Origin of the sequence: Agromyces sp. LHK192 (assembly GCF_004006235.1) — a bacterium.
Lineage (GTDB): Bacteria > Actinomycetota > Actinomycetes > Actinomycetales > Microbacteriaceae > Agromyces.
Genome location: NZ_CP034753.1, coordinates 1,492,108 through 1,511,765, shown reverse-complemented (window position 1 = coordinate 1,511,765; position 19,658 = coordinate 1,492,108). Strand labels below are relative to the sequence as shown.

The 19,658-nt window shown below is 74.1% G+C and carries 20 protein-coding genes and 1 tRNA gene; 11 read left to right on the top strand and 10 right to left on the bottom strand.

Features of this window, described 5'->3' with window-relative positions; all coding sequences use genetic code 11:
* The first annotated feature begins 12 nt into the window (after positions 1 to 12).
* The 11 genes from ELQ40_RS06685 (at position 13) to ELQ40_RS06635 (ending at position 10,260) form a co-directional block, all read left to right on the top strand.
* The gene (locus tag ELQ40_RS06685; RefSeq protein ID WP_127792986.1) at positions 13 to 660 is read left to right on the top strand and encodes an iron ABC transporter ATP-binding protein; all 648 of its coding nucleotides are present in this window, start codon (positions 13 to 15) and stop codon (positions 658 to 660) included.
* Positions 657 to 1,799 (top strand): ROK family transcriptional regulator, encoded by a 1,143-nt coding sequence (locus ELQ40_RS06680; protein ID WP_240665979.1) that lies wholly within the window; start codon positions 657 to 659, stop codon positions 1,797 to 1,799. The genes ELQ40_RS06685 and ELQ40_RS06680 overlap by 4 nt, the downstream gene beginning before the upstream one ends.
* 60 nt (positions 1,800 to 1,859) lie before the next feature.
* A tRNA-Arg gene (locus ELQ40_RS06675) sits at positions 1,860 to 1,932 on the top strand.
* A gap of 135 nt (positions 1,933 to 2,067) precedes the next feature.
* The gene (locus tag ELQ40_RS06670) at positions 2,068 to 2,733 is read left to right on the top strand and encodes a DedA family protein (protein ID WP_127792985.1); all 666 of its coding nucleotides are present in this window, start codon (positions 2,068 to 2,070) and stop codon (positions 2,731 to 2,733) included.
* A gap of 32 nt (positions 2,734 to 2,765) precedes the next feature.
* Positions 2,766 to 3,407, top strand: coding sequence for a sigma-70 family RNA polymerase sigma factor (locus ELQ40_RS06665; RefSeq protein WP_127792984.1), 642 nt, complete (start codon positions 2,766 to 2,768; stop codon positions 3,405 to 3,407).
* Positions 3,394 to 4,248: a hypothetical protein gene (locus tag ELQ40_RS06660; protein ID WP_127792983.1), complete on the top strand. Its 855-nt coding sequence runs from the start codon at positions 3,394 to 3,396 to the stop codon at positions 4,246 to 4,248. The genes ELQ40_RS06665 and ELQ40_RS06660 overlap by 14 nt, the downstream gene beginning before the upstream one ends.
* Before the next feature lie 91 nt (positions 4,249 to 4,339).
* Positions 4,340 to 6,376: a TPM domain-containing protein gene (locus ELQ40_RS19325; protein ID WP_305004410.1), complete on the top strand. Its 2,037-nt coding sequence runs from the start codon at positions 4,340 to 4,342 to the stop codon at positions 6,374 to 6,376.
* Between the two features lie 83 nt (positions 6,377 to 6,459).
* Positions 6,460 to 7,194: a PspA/IM30 family protein gene (locus ELQ40_RS06650; RefSeq protein ID WP_127792981.1), complete on the top strand. Its 735-nt coding sequence runs from the start codon at positions 6,460 to 6,462 to the stop codon at positions 7,192 to 7,194.
* A 170-nt stretch (positions 7,195 to 7,364) separates the two neighbouring features.
* Positions 7,365 to 8,222: an arginase family protein gene (locus ELQ40_RS06645; protein WP_127792980.1), complete on the top strand. Its 858-nt coding sequence runs from the start codon at positions 7,365 to 7,367 to the stop codon at positions 8,220 to 8,222.
* 155 nt (positions 8,223 to 8,377) lie between these two features.
* The gene (locus tag ELQ40_RS06640; protein WP_127792979.1) at positions 8,378 to 9,835 is read left to right on the top strand and encodes an NAD(P)/FAD-dependent oxidoreductase; all 1,458 of its coding nucleotides are present in this window, start codon (positions 8,378 to 8,380) and stop codon (positions 9,833 to 9,835) included.
* Positions 9,832 to 10,260, top strand: coding sequence for a Fe-S oxidoreductase (locus tag ELQ40_RS06635; protein WP_127792978.1), 429 nt, complete (start codon positions 9,832 to 9,834; stop codon positions 10,258 to 10,260). The genes ELQ40_RS06640 and ELQ40_RS06635 overlap by 4 nt, the downstream gene beginning before the upstream one ends.
* A gap of 108 nt (positions 10,261 to 10,368) precedes the next feature.
* Here the strand turns inward: ELQ40_RS06635 and ELQ40_RS06630 are convergent, their stop codons facing one another.
* The 10 genes from ELQ40_RS06630 to ELQ40_RS06585 form a co-directional block, all read right to left on the bottom strand.
* Entirely contained in the window at positions 10,369 to 11,397 is a 1,029-nt protein-coding gene (locus tag ELQ40_RS06630) for an ABC transporter substrate-binding protein (RefSeq protein WP_127792977.1), read from the bottom strand.
* Positions 11,398 to 11,473: 76 nt separating this feature from the next.
* Positions 11,474 to 12,313, bottom strand: a complete 840-nt coding sequence (locus ELQ40_RS06625; protein WP_127792976.1) for an ABC transporter ATP-binding protein — start codon at positions 12,311 to 12,313, stop codon at positions 11,474 to 11,476.
* A complete protein-coding gene (locus ELQ40_RS06620) occupies positions 12,310 to 13,359 on the bottom strand; it encodes an iron chelate uptake ABC transporter family permease subunit (RefSeq protein ID WP_240665978.1) in 1,050 nt (349 codons plus the stop codon). Before ELQ40_RS06620 ends, ELQ40_RS06625 begins: the two co-directional genes overlap by 4 nt.
* Entirely contained in the window at positions 13,356 to 14,384 is a 1,029-nt protein-coding gene (locus ELQ40_RS06615; protein ID WP_127792975.1) for an iron ABC transporter permease, read from the bottom strand. The genes ELQ40_RS06620 and ELQ40_RS06615 overlap by 4 nt, the downstream gene beginning before the upstream one ends.
* 106 nt (positions 14,385 to 14,490) lie before the next feature.
* Positions 14,491 to 15,924 (bottom strand): amidase, encoded by a 1,434-nt coding sequence (locus tag ELQ40_RS06610; protein ID WP_127792974.1) that lies wholly within the window; start codon positions 15,922 to 15,924, stop codon positions 14,491 to 14,493.
* Positions 15,925 to 15,977: 53 nt separating this feature from the next.
* Positions 15,978 to 16,559, bottom strand: a complete 582-nt coding sequence (locus ELQ40_RS06605) for a GNAT family N-acetyltransferase (RefSeq protein ID WP_127792973.1) — start codon at positions 16,557 to 16,559, stop codon at positions 15,978 to 15,980.
* 58 nt (positions 16,560 to 16,617) lie between these two features.
* Positions 16,618 to 17,313, bottom strand: coding sequence for a uracil-DNA glycosylase (locus tag ELQ40_RS06600; RefSeq protein WP_127795171.1), 696 nt, complete (start codon positions 17,311 to 17,313; stop codon positions 16,618 to 16,620).
* 5 nt (positions 17,314 to 17,318) lie between these two features.
* Positions 17,319 to 18,056 carry a Type 1 glutamine amidotransferase-like domain-containing protein gene (locus ELQ40_RS06595; protein ID WP_240665977.1) on the bottom strand — a complete coding sequence of 246 codons (738 nt, stop codon included), beginning with the start codon at positions 18,054 to 18,056 and terminating at the stop codon, positions 17,319 to 17,321.
* Positions 18,053 to 18,853 carry a potassium channel family protein gene (locus tag ELQ40_RS06590; RefSeq protein WP_127792972.1) on the bottom strand — a complete coding sequence of 267 codons (801 nt, stop codon included), beginning with the start codon at positions 18,851 to 18,853 and terminating at the stop codon, positions 18,053 to 18,055. Before ELQ40_RS06590 ends, ELQ40_RS06595 begins: the two co-directional genes overlap by 4 nt.
* A gap of 5 nt (positions 18,854 to 18,858) precedes the next feature.
* Positions 18,859 to 19,638, bottom strand: coding sequence for an SDR family oxidoreductase (locus ELQ40_RS06585; protein WP_127792971.1), 780 nt, complete (start codon positions 19,636 to 19,638; stop codon positions 18,859 to 18,861).
* Positions 19,639 to 19,658: the final 20 nt, after the last annotated feature.

Sequence of the window (19,658 nt, the reverse complement as noted above, 5' to 3'; positions counted from 1 at the left end):
AGGGTTCGACACATGCTGCGCCCGCCCCGAACGGTTCGAGTCCGCGCGGCCGGCGTCGCGCTGGCCGTCACGGCGGCCTGCCTCCTGGCGGGCTGCACCTCCTCCGGTCCCGGGCCGTCCGCGACCCCCGGGGCACCCGACGCGCCGAACCAATCGAACGGTTCGGCGACCGGGTCGCCCGGCGCGTCGCAGGGTGCGTCGGCCGCGCCCGAGGAGACGTCGGAGCCGTCGGAGCCGTTCGCGATGGCGTGCGAGTCGCTGCTCACCCCCGACCAGGTGTACGCGTTCAACCCGAACTACGGCACCGATCCCGGCTACGAACCGTCGGGCACGGCCGTCGTCGCCGTCGTCGACGAGGGCGGCACCGCGTGCGGGTGGATGAACCAGACGAGCGGGGAGATCATCGAGGTCGCGGTCGCGACCCCGTCGGACGACGCGCTCGACGCCCACGGCAACGCCGCCGCGGCCTCGTCCAACCCGGTGCCGACCTACGGCACCCCGCCCGAGGTCGAGGGCTACTTCACCCGCGCAGGCACTGCCGGGACGGCGCAGGTCTTCACCGGGGCGTACTGGATCGTGATCTCGTCCCCGGAGCTGTTCGAACCGGGCGACGCGCAGCAACTGGTGGCCTCGGTCGTCGAGAACCTCCCGGCGGGGTGACCGTGGCGAAGGCATCCGCACCGGGCACGCCGTCGTGGCTCGGCGCCGTCAACGACCGGGTGGGGCTGAGCGCGCTGCTCGACCACGGCCCCCTCACCCGGATCGGCATCTGCGAACTGGTCGGGGTGTCGAAGCCGACGGCGTCGCTGATGATGTCGCGACTGATCGCCGCCGGGGTCGTCGAGGAGCAGGGCCTGCAGGCCGGCACTCCGGGCCGGAACGCCGTGCTGTACGCGGCCAGGCTCGATCGACCGCTCGGCGTCGCGGTCGACCTGGACGCGCACGAGCTGCGCGCGGCACTCGTCGACGCCGCTGGGACGCCGCATCCGGTCGTCCGGCGCGCGTTGCCGACCGACGAGGCCGAGCGCGACGCCGCCGCGGAGATCTCGCGTGCGATCGGCGACGCGGCTGCCGCGGCCGGCGCCGACCCCGACGAGGTGCGCATCGTGTGCGTCGGCATCCCCGGCTACCTGAACCCCGGCGGTCACGGCGAGCTCTACACCGAGACGCTGCCCGGCTGGCCCGTCGTCGGCCTCCACGACGAACTCGAGGCGGCGCTCGGTCGCACGGTGTACGTCGAGAACGACGTGAACCTCGCCGCGATCGCCGAGCGACACCGCGGCGCCGGCATCGACCACCGCGAGTTCGCACTCGTCTGGCTCGGCAACGGCGTCGGCGCGAGCTTCGACCTCTCGGGCGAGCTGTACCGGGGCACCTTCGGCGGCGCGGGCGAGATCGGCTTCCTGCCGATCTCGGCGGATGCCGCGGCGATCGACCCCGACGCGCGCACGATCCAGGATCTCGTCGGCGGTCGCGCGGTCGCGCGGCTCATCGCCGGCGACCGGCCGACCGACGCGGAGCGCGAGGTGCTCGCCGAGCGCATCGCGCACGCCGTGCTCCCCCTGCTCGCGACGCTCGACCCCGGATGCGTCGTGCTGGCCGGACCGACGGCTGCGCTGGGCGGCGACCGGCTCGCGGCATCCGTCGAGGCGACGGTCGCGCGCATCGGACGTTGGTCGCCGGCCGTCATCGCGACGCGCGTGACCCATGAGCCCGTGCTCGCGGGTGCGCGCGAGTTCCTGCGCGCCCGGGTCCGGGAGTACCTCCTCGACACGGTGGCGCGCGTCGCCGTCGGCTGATCGGGCGGTCTCCGCTGGTCGGATCGGTACGTGCCGAGGTGGTAGTGTTGCTGGCTGTGCGCCTCCGTAGCTCAGGGGATAGAGCGCCGGTTTCCGGTACCGTAGGTCGGGGGTTCGAATCCCTCCGGGGGCACTGACGGCGACGGGCCGCGACACGTGATCACGTGTCGCGGCCCGCGTCGTTTCCGGGCTCGTCACCCCGTGGTACGACGTCGGAACGCTACCGCCGGGTGATGCACCGCGCGGAGGCCGTTCCTAGCGTCGAAGGGTGGATCTCCTCGACGCATTCCTGCTCCAGGCCGTCGCCTCGCCATGGCTCGTCGCGATCATGTTCGCGCTGGCGGTGATCGACGGCTTCTTCCCGCCGCTGCCGAGCGAGACGCTGCTGGTCGCCGCGGCCGCCGCCGCTGCGGCGTCCGGCGACCTCGCGCTCGTCGTCCCGCTCGGCCTCGCCGCCGCGGCAGGCGCGTGGGTCGGCGACAACCTCGCGTACCAGCTCGGCCGCCGGATCGGCACCGACCGATTCGCCTGGGGGCGCCGTCCCGGGGTGGCCGCCGCGTTCCGGCGCGCCGAACAGGCGCTCGAACACCGCGGCGCGCCGCTGATCATCGGCGCCCGCTACATCCCGGTGGGCCGGGTGGCCGTCAACCTCTCGGCCGGAGCCCTCGGCTACCCCCGCCGGCGGTTCGCCGCGGTCAGCGCGGTCGCCGGCCTCGCATGGGCCGGGTACGGCACGCTCATCGGCGTCGTCGCGGGGCGCTGGTTCGACGGGCAGCCGGTCCTGAGCGCGGTGCTGGGGGTCGCCGTGGCGATCGTGCTCGGCATCGTGATCGATCGGATCGCGGCAGCCCGACGCCGACGCGCCGAGGCCGCGGCTAGCCTGATGTCGGACGCGCCCCAACGAAACCGGGACCCGGTTCGTTCGATCGGGTGAGGGGGGAACGTCCACCCTCGGGAGGAGCCGCGTTGACCGCCGCCTGGGACGCCGTCGCGACCCGACTCGTCACGGAGCGCGGGGACGCGCTGGTGCGCTACGCCTACCTGCTCACGGGCAGCGACACGGACGCCGCCGACCTGGTGCAGGACGCCCTCGTGCGCACGTTCGGTCGAGCCCGCCCGGGGCTGACCGCCGAGCGGGCCGAGGCGTACGTGCGGCGCGCCGTGTTGAACGGGGTCATCGACCGATCGCGGCGGCGGGGCACGTGGCGGGGCATCCGGCACCTGGTCGCGGCGCCGAGCACCGTCGACACGATCGCAGCGGCGACCGACCTTCGGCTCGACCTCGCCGAGCGCGTGCGGGCGCTCGCGCCGCGGCAGGCGGCGTGCATCGTGCTGCGCTACTACGACGACCTCACCGTCGACCAGGTCGCCGCGACGCTCGGTATCAGCGCGGGCGCCGTCAAGCGGTACCTCTCGGATGCGCTGCGGGCGCTCTCCGCCGCGATCGAGGCGGATGGCGCGGACGCGGACGGCGCGGGTGGTGACGGCGCGGCTGCGAGGCGGAGCTCCGGTTCCGCGACGGCAGGGACGACGCAGGCAGGGCCGGCGCAAGCGGGGCCGGCGCAAGCGGGGCCGGCGCAGAGAGGAGGCGCCGATGTCCGCGCCTGATCCGACGACGAGTCACGACGAGCTCCGCGCGGGGCTGCACCGCGCGGCCGACGGCGCGGCACCCGCATCCATCGACGTGGATGCCGTGCTCGCGCGCAGCCGCTCCGCCCGACGGCGACGGCGCACCGCGCTCGTCGGCACGGCGGCGTCGGTCGCCGGCCTGGTCGTCGTGGCCGGCATCGTGGCCGGGCTGGTCGCGAACGGCCCGCAGCTCGCCACGGGCTCGATGGTCGCGTCCGAGGACGCGGCGACGGATGACGGCGGCGACGCCGGGCAGCTCGGCACAGCGCCGACGGAAGGCGCGGTCGGCGTCGCACCTGCCGACCAGGCGCCGACCTCCGACGACCGGGTGGTGCTCGACGGTCCGTTCACGTGCGGCGAACCCGCCCCGCAGTCGACGACCGCGACGGATGCCCCGGGCGGCGGGCTCGTCGCCACGGTGGACGCCGCGGGCGTCGAGGTGGTGCCGGGCGACCCCTCGCGCGTCGCCGGGACCGCCATCGTCTCGCTCACGAACGCCGGCGAGAAGACCCTGTCGGGGCGGTTGACTCCACGAGTCGCCGTCGGCGTGGTCGACGGGGCGGGCCGTCTCGCCGAGGAGGAGTTCCGCATCCTCACGCGCGCAGACGGCACGGTCCGACTCGGCCCGGGCGAGTCCCTGATCGTCGAGGTCCCCGTGGAGCCCCGGCGGTGCGCCGATACGGGCGCAGGGTCGGATGCGGGCGACCGGGCCGGCGGCGACCGCGCCCGGTCACTGATCGTCGGACTCTCGGTCGATGTCGACGGCCGCGACGCGCCGCTCGTGGTGGTCGCTCCTGCGGTCCCGCTGGGCATCGGCTGAGCGTCCGGCACGGGCGGCCGCCATCCGTGGACGCCCCGTGCCCGACCCCCATAGACTCGGAAACATCCGCGTCGAACGGGGGAACGCACAGGTGCACAGCACGAGACACCGACGTCGACCGGTGCTGGTCATCGCGGCCGCCGTCGCCGCCGTCGCGCTCGCCGGCGTCCCGGCCGCCCCGGCCGTCGCCGAGAGCCCGGTGACGTTCGACGCCTCCTCCCCCGTCGTCGACTCGGCAGGTGTGCTGGGTGCCGAGCTCGACGAGGTCGAGCGGGCCCTCGACGAGGCCGCGGACCGCAGCGGACGCCAGCTGTTCGTCGCCTACGTGCCGACCTTCACCGATCCCGAGCAGGCCGACCAGTGGGCCAACGACACCGCGATCGCGAACAGCATGGGCGACGAGGACTACCTCCTCGCCGTCGCCGTCGAGGGCGGGGCGTACTACCTGTCGGCCGCGGACCAGGCATCCGTCTCCGCCGAGGAGATCGAACGCATCTCGGCCGAGGTGATCGAACCCGAGCTCCGCGACGGGGACTGGGCCGGGGCCGCCGTCGCCGGGGCCGATGCGATCGCGGACTCCGGCGGCTCGGGCGGGCTCGGGTGGACCTGGGTCTGGATCCTCGTCGGCGTGGGCGCGGTCGTCGTGATCGTGGTGCTCCTGCTCGCCCGTCGCCGGAAGCGCGACGCCCCGGGCGGAGGCTCCGGCGGGGCATCCGCTCCGCAGGTGTCCATCGAGGATCTTCGCCGACAGGCCGGCGCGGCCCTCGTCGCCGCCGACGACGCCATCCGCACGAGCGAGGAGGAACTCGGCTTCGCGACCGCCTCGTACGGCGAGGAGGCGACCGCCCCGTTCCGCGACGCCATCGCGTCGGCGAAGGAACAGGTCGCCCACGCATTCCGCCTCCAGCAGCGGCTCGACGACGCCGAACCAGACACCGACGCGCAGCGGCGGGAATGGTACGGCGGCATCCTCCAGGCCACGTCGGCCGCCGACGAGGCGCTCGACGCGCAGGCCGAGCGGTTCGACGAGCTCCGCGCGCTCGAGCAGAACGCCCCGGCGGAGCTCGACCGCGTCGCGCACGCGGCGACGGCGGCATCGGCACAGGTCGCGCCCGCCGTGCAACGGCTCGGCGCGCTCCGCGGCGGCTACGCGGCCTCCGCGACCGCGGCCGTCGCCGACAATCCCGCCCAGGCGGAGTCGCGTCTCGCGTTCGCGCGCACGGCGATCGAACAGGCTCGCACGGCCCTCGCCGACGGCGACACCGGCGAGGCCGCCGTCGCGATCCGCGCGGGCGAGGAGGCCGTCGACCAGGCGACCGGACTGACCGCGGCGATCGAGCGGCTCGCCGCCGACCTCGCCGCAGCCGACGCCGCGATCGCCGCCGGCGTCGCCGGACTCGAACAGGATGCATCGGCGGCGGCCGCGAATCCGGCACCCGGCCTTGCGGAGCTCGCGCAGCAGACCTCGGCCGAGGCCGCCGCGATCCGCGCCGCGATGGGTGCTCCGGGACGCGACCCGTTCGCGCTGCAGGCTCGCCTGCAGCAGGCCGACGCCCGCATCGACGGGGCGCTCGGCGCCGCCCGCGAGGCTGCCGAGGCACAGGCCCGCGCCGCCGCGCAGCTCGACCGTTCGCTCGTGACCGCCAGGGCGCAGGTGCAGGCCGCAGAGGACTACCTCGTCGCCCGGCGCGGGGCGATCGGCGCCGAGGCGCGCACGCGGCTCGCCGAGGCCGGCCGGCTCCTCGCGATCGCCGAGCAGGCCCGCGGCACCGACCCCGCCGGCGCGCTCGGCAACGCCCAACGGGCGGAGTCGCTCGCCGGCGAGGCGATGCGGCTCGCGCAGCAGGACGTCGGCGGGTTCGGCGGTGCGGCGGGCGGCATGCCCGGCGGCGGCTGGGGTGCGCCCCAGTCGGGATCGGGTGGCGGCGACATGTTCGGTGCGGTGCTCGGCGGCATCCTCATCAATTCGATGCTCGGCGGCGGCGGAGGCGGCGGAGGCGGCTTCAGCGGAGGCGGCGGCTTCGGCGGCAGCGGCAGCCGGCGCGGCGGCTTCGGCGGCGGCCGCTCGGCGGGCAGCTTCGGCGGGGGCGCGACCCGCGGCCGACGCGGCAGCGGCGGCCGCTTCTGACCTCCACGACCACGACCCCGGAACCCACCACCACGACCCACGACCCACGAGCCGGGCCACCGGCTGATCGAAAGGAACGCAACATGACCAAGCAGTCCATCTTCGGGCGCATCTCCACCCTGGTGCGCGCGAACATCAACGCCATGATCGACCAGGCCGAGGATCCCGAGAAGATGCTCGACCAGATGGTTCGCGACTACACCAACTCGATCGCCGACGCGGAGGCCGCGATCGCCGAGACGATCGGCAACCTGCGCCTGCTCGAGGACGACCATCGCGAGGACGTGCGCACGGCCGCCGATTGGGGGGCCAAGGCGCTCGCGGCGAGCCGCAAGGCCGACGAGTACCGCACGTCCGGCGACACGGTCGACGCCGACAAGTTCGACAACCTCGCGAAGGTCGCACTCAGCCGCCAGATCTCGGCCGAGAACGAGGCGCGCACGGCTGAGCCGCAGATCGCCTCGCAGACCGAGGTCGTGGACAAGCTCAAGTCGGGACTGGCCGGCATGAAGGAGAAGCTCGTCCAGCTGCAGAATAAGCGCAACGAACTCGTCGCGCGGTCGAAGACCGCGGCGGCGCAGCAGAAGGTGCACGACGCGGTGAAGTCGATCGACATCCTCGACCCGACGAGCGAGCTGGGTCGCTTCGAGGACAAGATCCGCCGCGAGGAGGCGAAGGTGCGCGGACAGGCCGAGCTCGCCGCGTCCAGCCTGGACGCGCAGTTCAACGAGCTCGACGACCTCGGCGAGCTCACCGAGGTCGACGCGCGGCTCGCCGCGCTGAAGTCGGGCGGCGCGCAGGGCCAGCTCGGCAGCTGACCCCGCACGGCGGCGTCCGACGCCCACCGAAGCGATCGACGGATGCCTCGGGCCGCGCGCCCGGGGCATCCGTCGTCTGCGCCCGAAGGAGTGCTCCGGCACGGAAGGGCCGGAGTCCCTCCTCCCCGCCCGATCCGCACGGAACACCCGCACCGCGCCATACTTGGAGGATGCCCGCCACGTTCGTCGTCGTCCCCGTCTGGCAGGGCTCCGTCTCGGCGCGCGCGATGAGTCATGCCGACGGGGCCGACGCGATCCGGGGCGACCTGCCTGCCGCCGCGACCGTGGTGGTCGAGGTGCCCGCCGAGGCGGGCGAGTCCCTCGACACCGGTGTGCGCCGGTACAGCGCGCTGCAGCGGATGCGCGAGCGCACGGCGCAGGCGTTGGATCCGGTGGACGGACTCGCCGTCGTCGTGGGCGGCGACTGCAGCGCTGCGATCGCCGGCGTCGGGCGTGCGGCGCGCCGCACCGGCGGCGACCTGGCGGTGCTCTGGCTCGATGCCCACCCCGACCTGAACACCCCCGACTCGTCTCCGTCGGGCGCGTTCGGCGGCATGGTGCTGCGCGCGGTCGCCGGTGAGGGCGCCGACGGCCTCCGCCTCGAGGGCGACGAGCGCGTCGATCCCGCGCGGATCGTGCTCGGCGGCATCCGGGCGATGGACGACGCCGAGCAGGAGTTCATCGACGCGCACGGCGTGACGGTGCTCGCTGCTGCGCAGGTCGGCGACCCGGTGGGCGTGATCGCCGCGCTCGAGGCCACCGGCGCGTCGAACGTCTACGTGCACGTCGACCTCGACGTGCTGGATCCGTCGGCGCTGGCCGGCCTGAGCTATCCGATGCCGTTCGGCGTGTCGGCCGCCGACCTCGTGCAGTCGGTCCGATCGGTGGTCGAGCGCTTCCCGCTCGCGGGGGCGTCGATCGCCGGATTCGCGCCGCGCACCCCCGAAGCCGCGGAGGACGACCTGCCGACGATCCTCAGGCTCGTCGGCGCGCTCTCGGCGCCGGTGGCGCGGCCCGAGGCCGACTGACCTCGGCCCCGATCGTCTGCGCGCCGACCGTCCTACCCTCCGGGTCGTCCGTAGCGGTGCGCCGCCGTGAGCGCCAGCCCTCCCCGGTTCCGACGTCGGTGCCTAGGCTGGCCTGAGGCGCCGGCACGGCCGTTCGGCGGCGGGGAGGAATCGAGATGACAGCGCGGCAAGTCGACGTGATCGTGATCGGCGCGGGTCCGGTGGGCGAGAACGTCGCCGATCGGGTTCGCGCCGCCGGGCTCGAGGTCGTGATCGTCGAGCGCGAACTCGTGGGCGGCGAGTGCTCCTACTGGGCGTGCGTGCCGTCGAAGACGCTGCTGCGCAGCCCCGCGGCCCTGCGCGCGGCGCAGCGCGTGCCGGGTGCGGCCCAGGCGGTCACCGGCGACCTCGATGTCGACGCGGTGCTCCGCCGTCGCGATGCGTTCGTGTCGGACTGGTCGGACCGTGGCGGCGTCGAATGGCTCGAGTCGGTCGGCATCGGGCTCGTGCGCGGCTCGGGGCGGCTCGACGGGCCGCGCCGGGTGGTCGTCACGCACGACGACGGTTCGACGACGGCGCTCGAGGCGCGGCACGCCGTCGTCGTCGCGACCGGCTCCGATCCCGCCATGCCGCGCGTCGAAGGGCTCGCGCAGGCGCGCCCGTGGACGAGTCGCGAGGCGACGAGCGCCGAGCAGGTGCCCGCACGCCTGGCGATCATCGGCGGCGGTGTCGTGGGCGTCGAGATGGCGACGGCGTACGCCGGGCTCGGGTCCGAGGTCACGCTGCTCGCGCGCTCGACGCTGCTGTCGGGCTTCGAACCGTTCGCCGGGGAGGCCGTGACGGCCGGCCTGCGCTCGCTCGGCGCGACCGTGCGCCTCGGAGGAACCCCGGCGCGGGTCGAGCGAGACGATCGCGGCATGATCGTGCTGACCCTCGACGACGGCGAGCGGATCGTCGCCGACGAGGTGCTCGTCGCGACCGGGCGGTCGCCGCGCACCGACGATCTCGGGCTCGAGACCGTCGGCCTGGAGTCCGGAGCGTGGATCGACGTCGACGACACGATGCTGGTCGGCGGCGCGGATGCCGCGGCCGACGGCGCGACCGACTGGCTCTCGGCCGTCGGCGACGTGACCCACCGGGCGCTGCTCACCCACCAGGGCAAGTACCAGGCGCGCGCGGCGGGCGACGCGATCGCCGCCAGGGTGCTCGGCCGGCGACTCGACGATGCGCCGTGGGGCGCGCACGTCGCGACGGCCGACCACTCCGCGGTTCCGTCGGTGGTGTTCGGCGAGCCCGAGGTCGCGGCCGTCGGACGCACCGAACAGCAGGCGCGCGACGCGGGCCTCGACCCTCGGGTCGTCGAGGTCGGCCTCGACTCGGTGAGCGGCACCGGCATCCACTCCGACGGCGACCCCGGCCGGGCGAAGCTGGTCATCGATCCCGAGCGCGGCGTGCTCGTCGGCGCGACGTTCGTCGGGCAGGACGTCGCGGAGCTCCTGCACGCCGCCACGATCGCGATCGTCGGCGAGGTGCCCGTCGACCGCCTCTGGCACGCCGTCCCGTCGTTCCCCACGATCAGCGAGGTGTGGCTGCGGCTGCTCGAGGCGCTCGGCCGGCCGGGAGCCGATCGTTGAGCGCTCCGGGAGCCGACGCGGCACGCTCCGAGCTCGTCGTGCGGATCCGCCTGCTCGATTCGCCGATCAGCCTCGCCGGCTACGCCTTCGCGACCGCGGTCGGATGCCTCTGGGGGTTCGTGCTGAGCACCGGCCGCATCGAACGGCGTCGCGGCCTGATCGTCTTCACCGGCATGCCGAAGTGGTCCTTCGGACGCGGCGGCGCGTGCGTCGGCGGGGTATACCTCACCGACCGCAACACCGGGCACCGGGTGCTCGGGCACGAGGCGATCCACCGCAGGCAGTGGCGCAGGTTCGGCATGCTTTTCCCGCTGCTCTACCTGATCGCCGGGCGCGATCCGCTGCGCAACCGCTTCGAGGTCGAGGCCGGGCTCGAGGCGGGCGGGTACCTGCCGAGGCGCGGACGCGCACGAACCCGGCGCTGACCCCGGCACCGCGCGGGACGCCGGAATCACGTGAGACGCCGAACGGCGCGGATGCCGAGGCATCCGCGCCGTTCGATCCCGACGGGCCGGGTCGCGACCCGTTCCGGCTCAGTTCGCGAGGGCGGCGGCGATCGCCTCGACGAGCGCCGGCATGCCGTCCTCCCAGTCGAAGCTGAGTGCCGTGGGCGGCGAGACCGACGACACCGTGATCGGGTCGTAGACCGAGGCCACCCTCCCGGCGGCGAACGCGGGGACCACCTGCAGTTCGGGCTTCGCGAGCGAGGCCTCGGCCGAGGCCTGGTCCGTGGCGAAGTTGATGATGAGGTCGCTGTCGAGCGCGTCGACCTGCTCGTAGCTCAGGTCGTAGTAGAAGCCGCCGTCGCTCGTGTCGAGCTCCTCGACGCTCGGCGCGACCACGAGACCGAGCTCGGTGAGCACCTGCACGCGCGAGTCGACCGCGGTGTAGACCGACATGCTGCCCTCGGCGTCCCAGATGCTCGCGAAGGTCGCGCCCTCGAACTCGGGGTGGGCGGCCGCCTGCTCGGCGAGGCCGGCGCGGATGTCCTCGAGGAGGGCGTCGCCCTCCTCGGCGAGGCCGAGCGACTCCGCGACGATGCTGATCTCCTCGTCCCAGGGCGTGGTCCACGGCGCCTCGGGGTAGGCGACGACCGGGGCGATCTCCGACAGCGTCTCGTACTGCTCCTCGGTGAGGCCGGAGTACGGGGCGAGGATGAGGTCGGGGTCGGCCTCGATGAACTCCTCGTAGGGCACGGTCGCGCCGCCCTCCGGGTCGCTGAGGAGCGCGGGCAGCTCGACGCCGGCCTCCTCGTATGCGGCCTCGACCCAGGGGAGGTAGTTGCCCTCGCCGACGGTCCAGACCTGCTCCGCGATCGCGACCGGGTACACGCCCAGTGCAGCGGCCGCCTCGGTGGAGCCCCAACCCCAGGTCGCGACGCGCTCGGGGGCGGACTCGATGACGGTCTCGCCGAAGGCGTGCTCCATCGTGATGGGGAAGCCCTCGCCTGCGGCGGGTGCGGCGCTCTCGGCGCTCTCGGTCGAGCCGCTCGCGCAGGCGGAGAGCGCGAGTGCGGTGAGCGCGGCGCCGGCGACGGCGATCAGCGGGCGACGGATTCGCATGGAGGTGCTCCTCGGTTCGTGATGAGGGGGGATGAGGCAAGCCTAACCTCACTGTCGCTCCATGGCGAACCGGACCTCAGACTCCGGCGCTGTGGAACCGGCCGATCGGCACCACCATCGGGCCTCCCGACACCGGATCCGGGATGACCCGCGCCTCGAGGTCGAACGCACTCCGAACCAGGTCGGCCGTGAGCACGTCCTCCGGGCCGCCCTCGGCGACGACGCGCCCCGCGGACATGACCACCAGGTGGTCCCCGTACCGAGCCGCCAGGTTCAGCTCGTGGAGCACCATCACGACGGTCGTCCCGCGCTCGCGGTTGAGGTCGGTGAGGAGGTCGAGCAACTCGAGCTGGTGCGTGACGTCGAGGTACGTCGTCGGTTCGTCGAGCAGCACGATGTCGGTCTGCTGGGCGAGGACCATCGCGATCCAGACGCGCTGCCGCTGCCCGCCCGACAGCTCCTCGATGCGCCGGTCGGCGAGGTCGGCGACCCCGGTCGCCTCGAGCGCCTCGGCGACCACGAGGTCGTCATCGCTCGAATGACGACCGAACCATCCCTGGTGCGGGTAGCGACCACGGCCGACGAGATCGGCCACGAGCACGCCGTCGGGTGCGATCGACGACTGCGGGAGGACGCCGATCCGTCGGGCGACATCGCGGCGCGGCATCCGGGTCACGTCGCGACCGTCGAGCGTCACGCGGCCCGCCTCGAGCGGATGCAGGCGCGCCATGCCGCGCAGCAGCGTCGACTTGCCGCACGCATTCGGTCCGACGATCGAGGTGATCCGGCCGGACGGGATCGCGAGGTCGAGCCCGTCGATCACCCGGCGGCCGTCGTACCCGAGGCAGGCGCCCTCGACGGCGAGCCCCGGTCGGGTCTCCCCCGGTACGGCGGCGGACTGGATGGACGCGCTCATGCGCGACTCCTCTCGGTGCGGGCGAGCAGCCACAGCAGGTACGGCGCTCCGATGATGCCGGTGACGATGCCGACCGGGGCGGGAAGCCCCGGGATCGCGAACTGGCCGGCGACGTCGGCGGTGAGGGTCAGCACCGCGCCGACGACGGCAGACGCGGTCAGGGCGGCACCCCCGCCGCCGACCAGGCTTCGGGCGATGGCCGGGGCGATGAGCGCGATGAACGCGATCGGCCCGGCGACGGATGCCGCGACCGCCACGAGCGCGACGGCGGCGAGCAGGAGCACGATCCGGCCGGTGTTCGCGGGCACCCCGAGCGCCGCCGCCCGGTCGTCGCCGAGGGCGAGCGGTCCGAGCACCCGGGAGGCGACCGCGACCGCGACGACGCCGACGAACACGCCTGCGGCGAGCAACGCCAGGTCCTCGCCGCGGACGTCGGCGACGCTGCCCACCGTCCAGTGCAGCGCCGCCTGCGCCTGGCGCACCTCCGCCGTGGCGAGCAGCCACGTCACGGTCGATCCGCATACGTACGACATGCCGACGCCCACGAGCACGAACCGCACGCCGTGCAGGCCCTGCCGCCAGGCCGCCGCCCAGATGACCAGCGCGACGCCCACACCTCCGAGGAACGCGAAGCCCGCGACGAGCGCGCCGCTGAGCCCGAGGCCCAGCAGCACCCACACCGCACCGAGGCTGGCGCCGCCGGAGATGCCGAGGATGTCGGGACTGGCGAGCGGATTCCGCAGGGTCGACTGGAACACGGCCCCCGCGAGCGACATCGCGGCACCCACGAGCAGCGCCGCGACGATGCGGGGCATCCGCAGTTCGAAGACGACGAAGGAGTCGATCCGGCTGCCCTGCCCGAGCAGCACGGCGAGGAGCCGGTCCGGAGTCACCGCCGCGGCGCCCAGCGAGGACGCCGTGAGTGCGACGACGAGGCCGACGAGCGCAACGGTCGCGATGACCACCGCCTGGCGGCGGCCGCCGCGTCGACGGGCGCGGGCGATGTCGTCGGCGGTGATGGCGCGCGTCGCGGCGGCCGCGCTCACAGGCCCGCCACCTTGCGGTTGCGCGCGATGGCGATCAGCACGGGCGCGCCGAGGAACGCGGCGACCACGCCGGCTTCGAGCTCGGTGTTCGGCACCACGAGCCGGCCGATCACGTCGGCGGTGAGCAGCATGATCGGCCCGAGGACCAGCGACACGGGAACGATCCAGCGGTAGTCGCTGCCGACGAGGCGCCGGGCGGCGTGCGGCACCACGAGCCCGACGAGGGCGATCGGGCCGGCGAGGGCGGTCGCGACACCGCTCAGCAGCACGATCGCCGCACCCGCGACGCCGCGCGTCGTGCCGACGTTCTGGCCCAGCGCCTTGGCGACGTCGTCGCCGAGGGCGAGCAGGTTCAAGCGGTGGGCGAGCGCGAACGCGAGCACGACCCCGGCGAGGAGGAACGGCAGCAGGTCGGCGACCGTCGACAGGTCGCGTCCGGTCAGGGACCCGACCGCCCAGAACCGGTACTCGTTGAACGTCTCGGTGTCCCGGAGCAGGACGAGCCCGATCATCGGCGTGAGGAAGGCGGTCACCGCCGCGCCGACGAGTGCGAGCCGCACGGGTTCGCCGCGTCCGACCGTGAAGACGATCGCCGCCGCGGCGGCGGATCCGGCGAATGCGAGCCAGATGTACCCGTACGGGCTCGTGATCCCCGCGAGCGAGATGCCGAGCACGATCGCGAGCGAGGCACCCGAGTTGAGGCCGAGCAGGCCCGGGTCGGCGATGGGGTTGCGGGTCACGCCCTGCACCAGGGTGCCGGCGAGACCGAGGGCGATGCCCGCGGCGAGGCCGATGACGGTCCGGGGGATGCGCAGGCGCACGACCACCGACTGGTCGGCGTCGCCGAGGTCGGGGGCGACGATCGCCTGCCAGACCTCCCCCGGGTCGATCGATCGCACGCCGAACGCCAGACTCGCGAGCACGACGAGCGACAGCACGGCGACTGTGCCGGCGAGCACGAGGATGCCGCGTCCGACGGAGCCTCGGGCCGCGGCGGGCGGGGCGGCCCGAACCGAGGTAAGCATCACCTAAGTCTGACACACCGATCGGCCGGCCCACCGCCCTCCGCCGCTCGCCGGGGCCACCTGCGCGGGCCGCGATGACGGGCGCCGCGCGAACCCAACCGTCCCGTCACCAGACCGGCGGCCGACGCCTCCCCCGCCTCGCGGCGCGCTCGAACTGCGCGGCGATGGCGAACAGCGTCGCCTCGCCGCCCGGCCGGCCGATGAGCTGCACGCCCATGGGCAGTCCCTCGTCGGTGTCGTGCACGGGAAGCGTGATCGCCGGCAGCCCCGACACGTTCACCATCGACGTGAACGGCGTGAACGCGACCTGCTGCGCGAAGTTCCGCTCGCCGTCCTCCGCGTCGTACCAGCCGACCGGCCGCGGCGTCATCGCGAGGGCGGGCGTCAGCACGGCGTCGAAGGGGGCGAACCGGCGGATGACCCGTCGCTCGTACTCCGCCAACCACGACAGCGACTCGGCGAGCGCACGTGCCGGCAGTTCCCGCCCTCGGCGCACGAGCCAGCGCGTGAGTGGTTCGAGGAGCTGCTCCGCCTCGCCGTCGACGGGGATGGTCGCGGCACCGGCTTGCCACACGGCCCGGAACGCGTCGGGATAGCCCGGTTCGGGTTCGGGCGGCATCGCCTCGACGCCGTGCCCGAGCCGCTCGGCAAACTCGACCGCACGGTCGAGCGCGGCCATGGCCTCGGGGGCGACGACGACGTCGGTGAAGTCGTCCCACGGGGAGTCGAGCATGACACCGAGCTGGAAGCGCCCCTCGCCCCGGATCGCCGCCCCCAGGAACGGCCCGTCGTCGCCCGGCGCCCGGACCGCGTACGGGTGCCGGGCCGGATACCCGTTCGGCGCGATGATCCCGTCGAGCAGGAGGGCGGCATCGGCGACCGTCCTGGCGATGGGGCCGGCGACGCCGAGTCCCGCGAGCGACCCGAGCCCGGATCCGGCCGGCACCCGGCCTCGCGACGGCTTCACGCCGACGAGCCCGCATGATGCCGCGGGGATGCGGATCGAACCGCCTCCGTCGGACCCCGGCGCGAAGGGCAGGAGTCCGGCGGCGACCGCGGCCGCCGCTCCCCCGCTGGACCCCCCGGCGCCGCGGCTGAGGTCCCATGGCGTCCGTGCAGGCGGGAAGGCCAGCCCCTCGGTGTACGACGGCATCCCGAACTCGGGCGTCGCGGTCTTCCCGAGGCTGACCGCTCCGGCCGCGTCGACCGCCCGCACGAGGTCGTCGGACTCGGCCGCCACGTGCGCGGCGAAGGCCCTCGACCCGAACCGGGCCGGCATCCCGGCTCGCAGGTGCAGGTCCTTGTCGGCCAGCGGCATGCCCCACAGCGGCGCAGCCTTCGGCACCTCGCGCTCGACGTCGGATGCCCGCTCCAGCGCGGCTCCGGCGTCGACGTGCGCGAACGCGCCCACCGTGTCGCCCAGCCGTTCGATGCGGGCCAGGTAGTGGCTCGTCGCCTCGGTCGGCGTCACCTCGCCGCGCTGGAGGAGCTGGTGCAGCTCGAGGGCCGTGTACTCGTGCAGGTCGCCGAAGTCGGTCACGACACGAGCCTACGGCGATGCACCGCCGGGGCATCCGCCCGCAGCGGCATCGGTCAGTGCTTCAGCGACCGCTGCAGCATGACGGTGCCGAGCCACCGGTCGAACTTGAACCCGACCTTGCCCATGCGGCCGATCTCGACGAAGCCGAACCCCCGGTGCAGGGCGATCGACGCGTCCGCGCCCTGGTCGGCGATGACGGCGATCATCTCCTTGAGGCCGGCCTCCTTCGACCGGTCGATGAGGGCGCCGAGCAGCGCTCGACCGAGGCCCTTGCCCGATGCCGCCGGCCCCAGGTAGATCGAGTTCTCGACGGTGAACCGGTAGGCGCGCTTGGTCTTCCAGGGGGCGACCAGGGCGTAGCCGAGCAGCTGGCCGCTCGGCGACTCGGCGACGAGGAACGGCATGCCGAGCTTGTCGAGGTAGGCGTACTTCTGCTTCCACTCGCGCAGCGTCATGGCGTCCTCGTCGAACGTGACCGTCGAGTTCGCGACGTAGTAGTTGTAGATCTCCCGCACCGCGGGCAGGTCCGCGGCGCGCGCGGTGCGGATGGTGTACGCGAACGGCGCTTCGGGCGGCTCGGGCTTGCGCAGGTGCTGGGGCAGCTGCCGCCGCGCCTGGTATTCCTCCTCGAGCATGGCGGCCACGATACCCCGCGCACCCGACGTGCGGAACATCGCGACCCGCGGGGCGATCTCAGGCCGCGGGGATCGCCCAGTCGACCGGTTCGCCACCCTGCTGCACGAGCAGCGCGTTCGCCCGGCTGAACGGCTTCGAACCGAAGAATCCGCGCGACGCCGACAACGGGCTCGGGTGGACCGATTCGACCGTCGGCACGCCGCCGAGCATCGGCTTCAGCCCCTGCGCGTCACGGCCCCAGAGGATCGCGACGAGCGGCGTGCCCCGCTCGACCAGCACCCGGATCGCGTGGTCGGTGATGCGCTCCCACCCCTTGCCCCGATGCGACGCCGGGGTTCCGGGCCTCACGGTCAGCACGCGGTTGAGCAGCATCACGCCGTTGCGGCTCCACGCGCCGAGGTCGCCGTGCGCGGGCGGTTCGACGCCGAGGTCGTCGCGCAGCTCGCGGTAGATGTTCGCGAGGCTCCGCGGCAGCGGACGCACGTGCGCCTCGACCGCGAACGAGAGCCCGATGGGATGCCCCGGCGTCGGGTACGGGTCCTGTCCGACCATGAGCACGCGCACCTCGTCGAGCGGCCGTGCGAAGGCCCTGAGCACGTGGTCGCCGGCGGGAAGGTATCCGCGCCCGGCCTGCGTCTCAGCGCGGAGGAAGTCGCCGAGCGCGGCGAGATCGCCGGCCACGGGCGCCAGGGCCCGCGCCCATCCGGCGTCGATCAGCCCGGCCTCGGCGAGCTCGTCGAGGGATTTCGCCACGCCGGTCACGCACCCATCGTCGAGACGACGACGCCCTGCTCACCGGGCAGCACGCGCCACACGCTGCCCCGGCCGGCGACGACGAGGCCGCCGTCGCCGACGACCAGCACCGTGCGCTCGTCGATCGCGAGGCCGCCCGCGATCAGGCCCGCCTCGACGGCGGCGACCACGCGCGACAGCGCGCCCCACTGCGCGGCGTGCACGTCGATCGCGATGTCGACCAGGCCGATCCCGGGAGCGAGCTGCACCTCGTCGAGCCCCTGCGACACCGGTTCGGGCGCGACGTCGACCCCGCCGATGCGGTATCCGCCGATGATCGCCTGCTCGGCGGCCACCGCGGACCCGGCGGAGTACCCCAGGTACGGCACGCCGTCCGCGACGAGCCGGCGCAGCTCGCCGAAGTGCTCCTCGAGCGCGTCGCGATACGCGGGGATCGAGCCGCCGCCCACCATGACGCCGTCGACGTCGGCGAACGCCGTCCGCGGGATCGGTTCGCCGTGACGCACCGCGGTGACGTGCGCCGAGACCTCGCCGCCGCTGCGCAGGTCGGCGACGAATCGTTCGGCGAGCGCGTCGGGGTCGTCGGCGCGGACGACGACGACCGCGACGCGCGGGATCGCGCGGCCCGAGGCATCCGTGTCGCGTCCGCTCGCGCCGGCCGCCCGCGCCGCCGCCTCGGCGACGAAGGGGCCGTAGACCTCGCCCCCGGCGTCCCAGCCGCCGCCCATCAGGTGCACGCTCATCGTCGCTCCTCGTCTCCCGTGTCGTCGTGGGCGATGAGGTCGGCGCCCTCCCGTTCCGCGAAGAGGTCCTCGACCTCCTCGGCCTCGGTCGCCGCCGCGGCCGCGGACTCGCCTGCCGCCTCCTGATGCGTGCGGATCGTGTCCGCGATCCGATCGTTCAGGATCGAGATCACGGTCGCCGAGGCGACGCCGACGATCGCGATGCCGCCGATCATCAGCAGGGTCGCATAGATGCGCCCCATCGTGGTGACCGGGTAGGTGTCGCCGTAACCGACCGTCGCGAGCGTGACGATCGCCCACCAGACCGAATCGCCGAACGTCGTGATGTTGGCCCCGGGGGCGTCCCGCTCGGCGTGCAGGGTCGCGAGCGCGAGGAAGTAGACGAACACGGTCACGTAGGCGACCGCGAGCACGAGGAAGCGGGCGCGCACCGCGTCGGCCGTGTGCCGGCGGAAGTACCGTGCCCCGGCGACCAGCGAGACGACCTGGAACGCGCGGAACACGGGGAGCACCACGCTCAGCGCCGCGATCGGATGCGCGATCAGCCAGTGCACGCGATCACCCCTCGGGGTGAGCAGGACCCGCACGACGAGGTCGACGGCGAACCCGACCCAGACGACGATGAGCACGGTGCCGAGCACGGCGGCCACGGCCGACGGCGCGTCGGGCATGAGGACGAAGAACGAGTAGCAGACCACGAATCCGACGCCGAGCACCGCGAGCACCCCGCTCGTGCCCGCCTCCCAGCCGTCCCGCCGAGGTGCCGGGACCGGGGCTCGCCGACCGTGCTGCGTCACCGGGCTCACCGCCCCCTGACCCGGAGCGGGCCCTTGGCGACCAGGTGCGGCGCCGACTGGGCGACGGGCTTCACGACGATCAGGTCGAGGTCGACGTGCCGCGGCTTGCCGATCGCGTCGGCGATGACCGCCGCGATGTCCTCCGCGACGAGGGGCTCGGGTACGTCGGCGTAGACGGATGCCGCGCGCTGCGCATCGCCGCCGAAGCGCACGAGCGCGAACTCCTCGGTGTGCACCATCCCCGGAGCGACCTCGATCACGCGGATCGGCTCGCCGTTGAGCTCGAGCCGCAGCACCTCCGTCAGCGCGTGCTGGGCGAACTTCGCGGCGTTGTACCCGCCGCCGCCGACGTACGCGACGTGCCCGGCGATCGACGTCAGGTTCACGATGTCGGCCACGCCCCGCACGGCGGCCCCCTCCCGCAGCAGCGGGAGCAGGGCGCTCGTCACTCGCTTCGTGCCGAGCACGTTGACCCGGAACATCCACTCCCAGTCCGCGTCGCTGGACGCCTCGACCGGCTCGAGGCCCTTCGCCCCGCCGGCGTTGTTCACGAGCGCGTGCACCGGTCCGGTCTCGGCGAGGTGCTCGGCGAGCGCGGCGACGTCCTCGGGTTCGGTCACGTCGGCGACGAAGACGGATGCCCCGGTCTCCGCCGCGAGCTCCCGGAGCCGGTCCTCCCGCCGGGCGACGCCGACCACGTCCCATCCGGCGTCCCGGAGCGCGAGCACCGTCGCCCGACCGATTCCCGAGCTCGCCCCAGTGACCACCGCGCGCAGAACGTCCATCCGCTCATTCTGCCGTGCCG

Bases quoted from the DNA above. Each gene is read 5' to 3' on its own strand.
- ELQ40_RS06645 (WP_127792980.1), top strand. From the start codon at position 7,365: ATGCCCGCCACGTTCGTCGTCGTCCCCGTCTGGCAGGGCTCCGTCTCG.
- ELQ40_RS06605 (WP_127792973.1), bottom strand. From the start codon at position 16,559: ATGCTCGAGGAGGAATACCAGGCGCGGCGGCAGCTGCCCCAGCACCTG.
- ELQ40_RS06615 (WP_127792975.1), bottom strand. From the start codon at position 14,384: ATGCTTACCTCGGTTCGGGCCGCCCCGCCCGCCGCGGCCCGAGGCTCC.
- ELQ40_RS06660 (WP_127792983.1), top strand. From the start codon at position 3,394: ATGTCCGCGCCTGATCCGACGACGAGTCACGACGAGCTCCGCGCGGGG.
- ELQ40_RS06585 (WP_127792971.1), bottom strand. From the start codon at position 19,638: ATGGACGTTCTGCGCGCGGTGGTCACTGGGGCGAGCTCGGGAATCGGT.
- ELQ40_RS06630 (WP_127792977.1), bottom strand. From the start codon at position 11,397: ATGCGAATCCGTCGCCCGCTGATCGCCGTCGCCGGCGCCGCGCTCACC.
- ELQ40_RS06685 (WP_127792986.1), top strand. From the start codon at position 13: ATGCTGCGCCCGCCCCGAACGGTTCGAGTCCGCGCGGCCGGCGTCGCG.
- ELQ40_RS06650 (WP_127792981.1), top strand. From the start codon at position 6,460: ATGACCAAGCAGTCCATCTTCGGGCGCATCTCCACCCTGGTGCGCGCG.
- ELQ40_RS06640 (WP_127792979.1), top strand. From the start codon at position 8,378: ATGACAGCGCGGCAAGTCGACGTGATCGTGATCGGCGCGGGTCCGGTG.
- ELQ40_RS06625 (WP_127792976.1), bottom strand. From the start codon at position 12,313: ATGAGCGCGTCCATCCAGTCCGCCGCCGTACCGGGGGAGACCCGACCG.
- ELQ40_RS06595 (WP_240665977.1), bottom strand. From the start codon at position 18,056: ATGAGCGTGCACCTGATGGGCGGCGGCTGGGACGCCGGGGGCGAGGTC.